Raw genomic sequence first — 3,536 nt, 5'->3', positions numbered from 1 at the left:
GCGCATCGTGCCATTTTACTGTCGATTTCACTATCAACAACATGATTGATCACAGCAGCTGCGGCCGACAGCAAACCAATGCCTAGCAAGCTTGCTAGTTGCACAAATACTCCTCGCCCAACATCAGGAGCTAATGCCAGACCAACCCATGCTGTGAGTACAAGCATGGGCAACCACTTTAAATTTACTGATAGCTAAGTAATCTTTAAGTAACTCTGGAGCTTTGAATAAATAATGATTTTTCTGAGCTTAGTAATAATGCCATCACAGCCTCCTAGGTTCTTATTTTTAAGTGGAAGCATAGTCTTACCATGCTAAGCAGTAACAATGCGGCCATTAGGTTGTGCGCAAGCGCAACACTTAATGGAAAGTGCCAGTGCACAACAGCTAGACCTAAACAGATTTGGCACAACAAAGCGATTAATACAGTGACGGTACAGTGCTTAATTTTTCGTGAGTAACAGCGTGAATATATGCGCCACATGATCAGCGCTAACACTACACAAGTAACCAGCGCCCAAATACGATGCAGCAAATGAATAGACATACGCGCTTGCTGCGATAGCACACCATATTCATAGGTACTGTGCTCGAGCGGTAATTGAAAAACGCTCTTCAAAGAAAACGGTTGTCCGTAGCTACACAGCGGTAAGCCATTGCAATGTGGAGCTGCATAATTCGCCGCAAGCCAGCCACCCAATGCAATTTGCAGTATAAGCACCACCAAGCCCACCAGCGCTAACCGGTAATATGGCTTTGCGCCGCTATCACTGCTAGCAACAGGTTCGGTCTTTAAACGTAGATACAATAAAAACAGCAACGACAAAATACTAAAACCGCCGAGCAAATGCCCCATTACAACTAAAGGTTGTAGGTTCATAGTGACAGTCCACATGCCCAATACGGCTTGGAATACCACCAGTAATAATAGTGCTAATGGCAGCTTAACCGGCATATTTGGATATTGACGTTTTAAAAATGCAAAAACAAACAAAGCTAAAATTAATAGGCCAAGGGCACCGGCAAAATAGCGGTGGATCATTTCTTTCCATGCTTTTGCAGCCTCAAACATCATATCAGGGTAGTTTTGCTCAACATGTAACAGAGCAGTTTCATGTTTTGGCACGGTTAAAAATCCATAGCACCCAGGCCAGTCAGGACAGCCAAGCCCAGCATCACTCAGCCGTGTATAAGCACCAAGCCCAACAACTAAGATTGAGAAGAAAACGGTAATTAAGACTAAATATTTATAATTTTTATACATCTTTATCCCCTTAATGAGGTTTAACTTGAACGCGCATAGTTAAGTAGTTTCTTTAAGTCTTTAAGTAAGCCTTTTTGAATCAGTCTGTTTTTGTTCTGGCTCAGCAGTGTAGGGGTAATGCAAAACCACTAAGCCCATGTGATCAACTAAATATAGGTCTCCCGCTTTGAGTGCAGGACTTACTGCTAATTGACGCCAATTTGCCGATACCTGCTGTTGATTTGTCAGTACCGCCACATCCACTTTTTGCTGATTTTTACCTAAAGCGACATATAGGTTATCTAGACTGGCTAATTGGCTTGCACAAACATCAGTGCACTCTTTTGGATAATTAAGCGCAATAGTCCATTGTTTAGGTTCGCCTTGTTGCCAATCAACTAGCTTCACTTCTTCACTTAAAAGCTCACCATGATTACTCGAACCACTAGGTAACCACTCAAGCTTTAATGCTGCATATGCAAGTGCCAACGGCACAAAACAGCATAAAACGAATAAACTAAGCGGGTTTATTTTCATAACCTCTCCTTCTCATCGCAAAATAAGCAATAACAACACACGCTAAGCCGATTAATAACCACTGCACGGCATAGGCGTAATGTTTATCTGGCCCCATCACGACACTCTGGTAATGCGGGGTTGCAATACCATCTGCTTCATTACGATAACCAATAAAGTCTTGTAAGGGCTTTGCTAATTGAGTACTAAAAATTGTTAAATCGATGCCTTGAATACGCTTAGGCCAGCCTTGTTCTGCACCAATCTCATCGGCGAGTGTGAAGCCTTGTAAGTTGCCTTGTTTCAATTGCACTGTGGCCGAAAACCTTGTTGATTCTGGCCACTCAACGGTTGGTAACTGGTTGCGGTTTACAGGAGCTTTTAACCAACCAAAGTTAACGATTATAGGCGCGGTTTCGCCGGTAATTGTCATAGCTACTAGTAAGTCATAGCCCACTTGCCCCTGATAAATTTGATTATCAAGCAGCCAGTACTGTTGTTTATTTACCTCGCCAGAGACTTTGACTTGCAAGCCCGTTTTGTTCAGCTCTCTAGGTAAATTTTGCAGCTCTTGCCAGCTCAAAACTCCTTGCTCTTTCGAAACGGCTAACTGACTTAGTTGCTGCTGTTTTTGCTCGCCTCGCTGGTATTGCCAAACGCTGAGTCGTAAACAAATAAGCACTGCAAGTATCACAACGCAAATTGCGATAATTGAGCTAAGCTTTTGTTTGCGCCATAAAATTAACTGCATTTGGAATACCTAATATGATTAAAATCATTATTGTTTTGTTATTACTTTATATTCTGTTCAACCTGTTTAGAGCGCTGTTTGTGATGATGTCAGCAAAACAGCACTCGAAACCCATGTCGCATTACTTAGGTCGTCGAGTGCTGTTTTCAGGTATTGTGCTGGTGCTCATCATTGCCGCAATGAAATTAGGCTTTATTCACACCAACCCGTCGCCGCTTCACAAAGCTACAGCACGTACACAAATACAAATAAACACAACCACACCACATCAACAAAGTGCCAATACCAAGCAGCTGCTTGAAAGGCAAAGTGCTTTTCACTCGTGAAGTGGCCTTTAAAAATTCTTAGTAGCACTACAAATAAAATAATGGTTCCAAGTGTCACGTGCATACCGTGAAAGCCCGTTAACAAGAAAAAGGTATTCCCATAAACGCCCGCATCTAAGGTCAAACCTAGATCTTGATAAGCATGCATATACTCATAAACTTGTAAGCCAAGGAAAATCACACCTAATAGCACGGTTAAAGATAAAAACACCTTCAGGGCGCCGCGCTTATTGTTTTCAATAGCAACATGAGCAAAGTGAATTGTGACCGACGAGGTAAGTAGAATAAGCGTGTTGATCAGTGGTAGACCTTGCCAGCCCATAGCTTGTGTGGTCTCGCCCGCTGGCGTAGTTAATAGCGGCCATACGGCTTCAAAGGTTGGCCAGCACTTCATTGGTCATAGCATTATTACTTGCGCCACCAAATGTAAATAACAACCGCGGGGGCTTATCTTCTGAAGTGAATCTAACTATGGGTTCAGGTCCGTTAGACGGTATTTGGCAAACTCGGCCTGGTCGTCGTGGTGATGTAGCCCGTGCATTAATGTATTTAGCGGTGCGCTATGAAGGTGGTACAAATGCCAATGGTTTTGTAGAGCCTGATCTTATTTTGACCGATGATCGCAGTAAAATTGAAGCCTCTAAAACGGGTAGGTGCTGTGTAAGAGGTGAATCTAACCGTCGTTAACCTTAGCAATGAT

At 42.9% G+C, this 3,536-nt stretch carries 4 protein-coding genes and 3 pseudogenes; 2 read left to right on the top strand and 5 right to left on the bottom strand.

The annotated features are described in order from the left end of the window. From ACXAC4_RS19540 to ACXAC4_RS19525, 4 genes and pseudogenes are all read right to left on the bottom strand, one after another. A pseudogene (locus ACXAC4_RS19540) lies at positions 1–192 on the bottom strand (UbiA family prenyltransferase); the annotation flags it as partial. Positions 193–274: 82 nt separating this feature from the next. After that, on the bottom strand, positions 275–1,264 hold the full coding sequence (locus ACXAC4_RS19535) for a COX15/CtaA family protein (RefSeq protein ID WP_054554450.1): 990 nt from the start codon (positions 1,262–1,264) through the stop codon (positions 275–277). A gap of 20 nt (positions 1,265–1,284) precedes the next feature. After that, a pseudogene (locus ACXAC4_RS19530) lies at positions 1,285–1,780 on the bottom strand (transmembrane cytochrome oxidase associated protein). Continuing rightward, complete coding sequence (locus ACXAC4_RS19525) at positions 1,761–2,510, bottom strand: SURF1 family protein (RefSeq protein WP_475164861.1); 750 nt, start codon at positions 2,508–2,510, stop codon at positions 1,761–1,763. Before ACXAC4_RS19525 ends, ACXAC4_RS19530 begins: the two are co-directional and overlap by 20 nt. A 14-nt stretch (positions 2,511–2,524) precedes the next feature. Between ACXAC4_RS19525 and ACXAC4_RS19520 the strand changes: the two genes are divergently transcribed. Next, the gene (locus ACXAC4_RS19520) at positions 2,525–2,836 is read left to right on the top strand and encodes a DUF2909 domain-containing protein (protein WP_475164859.1); all 312 of its coding nucleotides are present in this window, start codon (positions 2,525–2,527) and stop codon (positions 2,834–2,836) included. Here the strand turns inward: ACXAC4_RS19520 and ACXAC4_RS19515 are convergent. Beyond that, a pseudogene (locus tag ACXAC4_RS19515) lies at positions 2,736–3,258 on the bottom strand (cytochrome c oxidase subunit 3); the annotation flags it as partial. The gene ACXAC4_RS19520 and the pseudogene ACXAC4_RS19515 sit on opposite strands and share 101 nt — an antisense overlap. Here ACXAC4_RS19515 and ACXAC4_RS19510 point away from each other — a divergent pair. Beyond that, on the top strand, positions 3,230–3,523 hold the full coding sequence (locus ACXAC4_RS19510; RefSeq protein WP_475164863.1) for a hypothetical protein: 294 nt from the start codon (positions 3,230–3,232) through the stop codon (positions 3,521–3,523). The pseudogene ACXAC4_RS19515 and the gene ACXAC4_RS19510 sit on opposite strands and share 29 nt — an antisense overlap. Positions 3,524–3,536 lie beyond the last annotated feature (13 nt).

The organism is Pseudoalteromonas sp. AWM4_233 (assembly GCF_056158285.1).
The sequence above is the reverse complement of the archived record's forward strand: the minus strand, read 5'-3'. Positions and strand labels throughout refer to the sequence as shown.

Coding starts and splice junctions, on each gene's coding strand:
- ACXAC4_RS19535 (WP_054554450.1), bottom strand. CDS start 1,264: ATGTATAAAAATTATAAATATTTAGTCTTAATTACCGTTTTCTTCTCA.
- ACXAC4_RS19525 (WP_475164861.1), bottom strand. CDS start 2,510: ATGCAGTTAATTTTATGGCGCAAACAAAAGCTTAGCTCAATTATCGCA.
- ACXAC4_RS19520 (WP_475164859.1), top strand. CDS start 2,525: ATGATTAAAATCATTATTGTTTTGTTATTACTTTATATTCTGTTCAAC.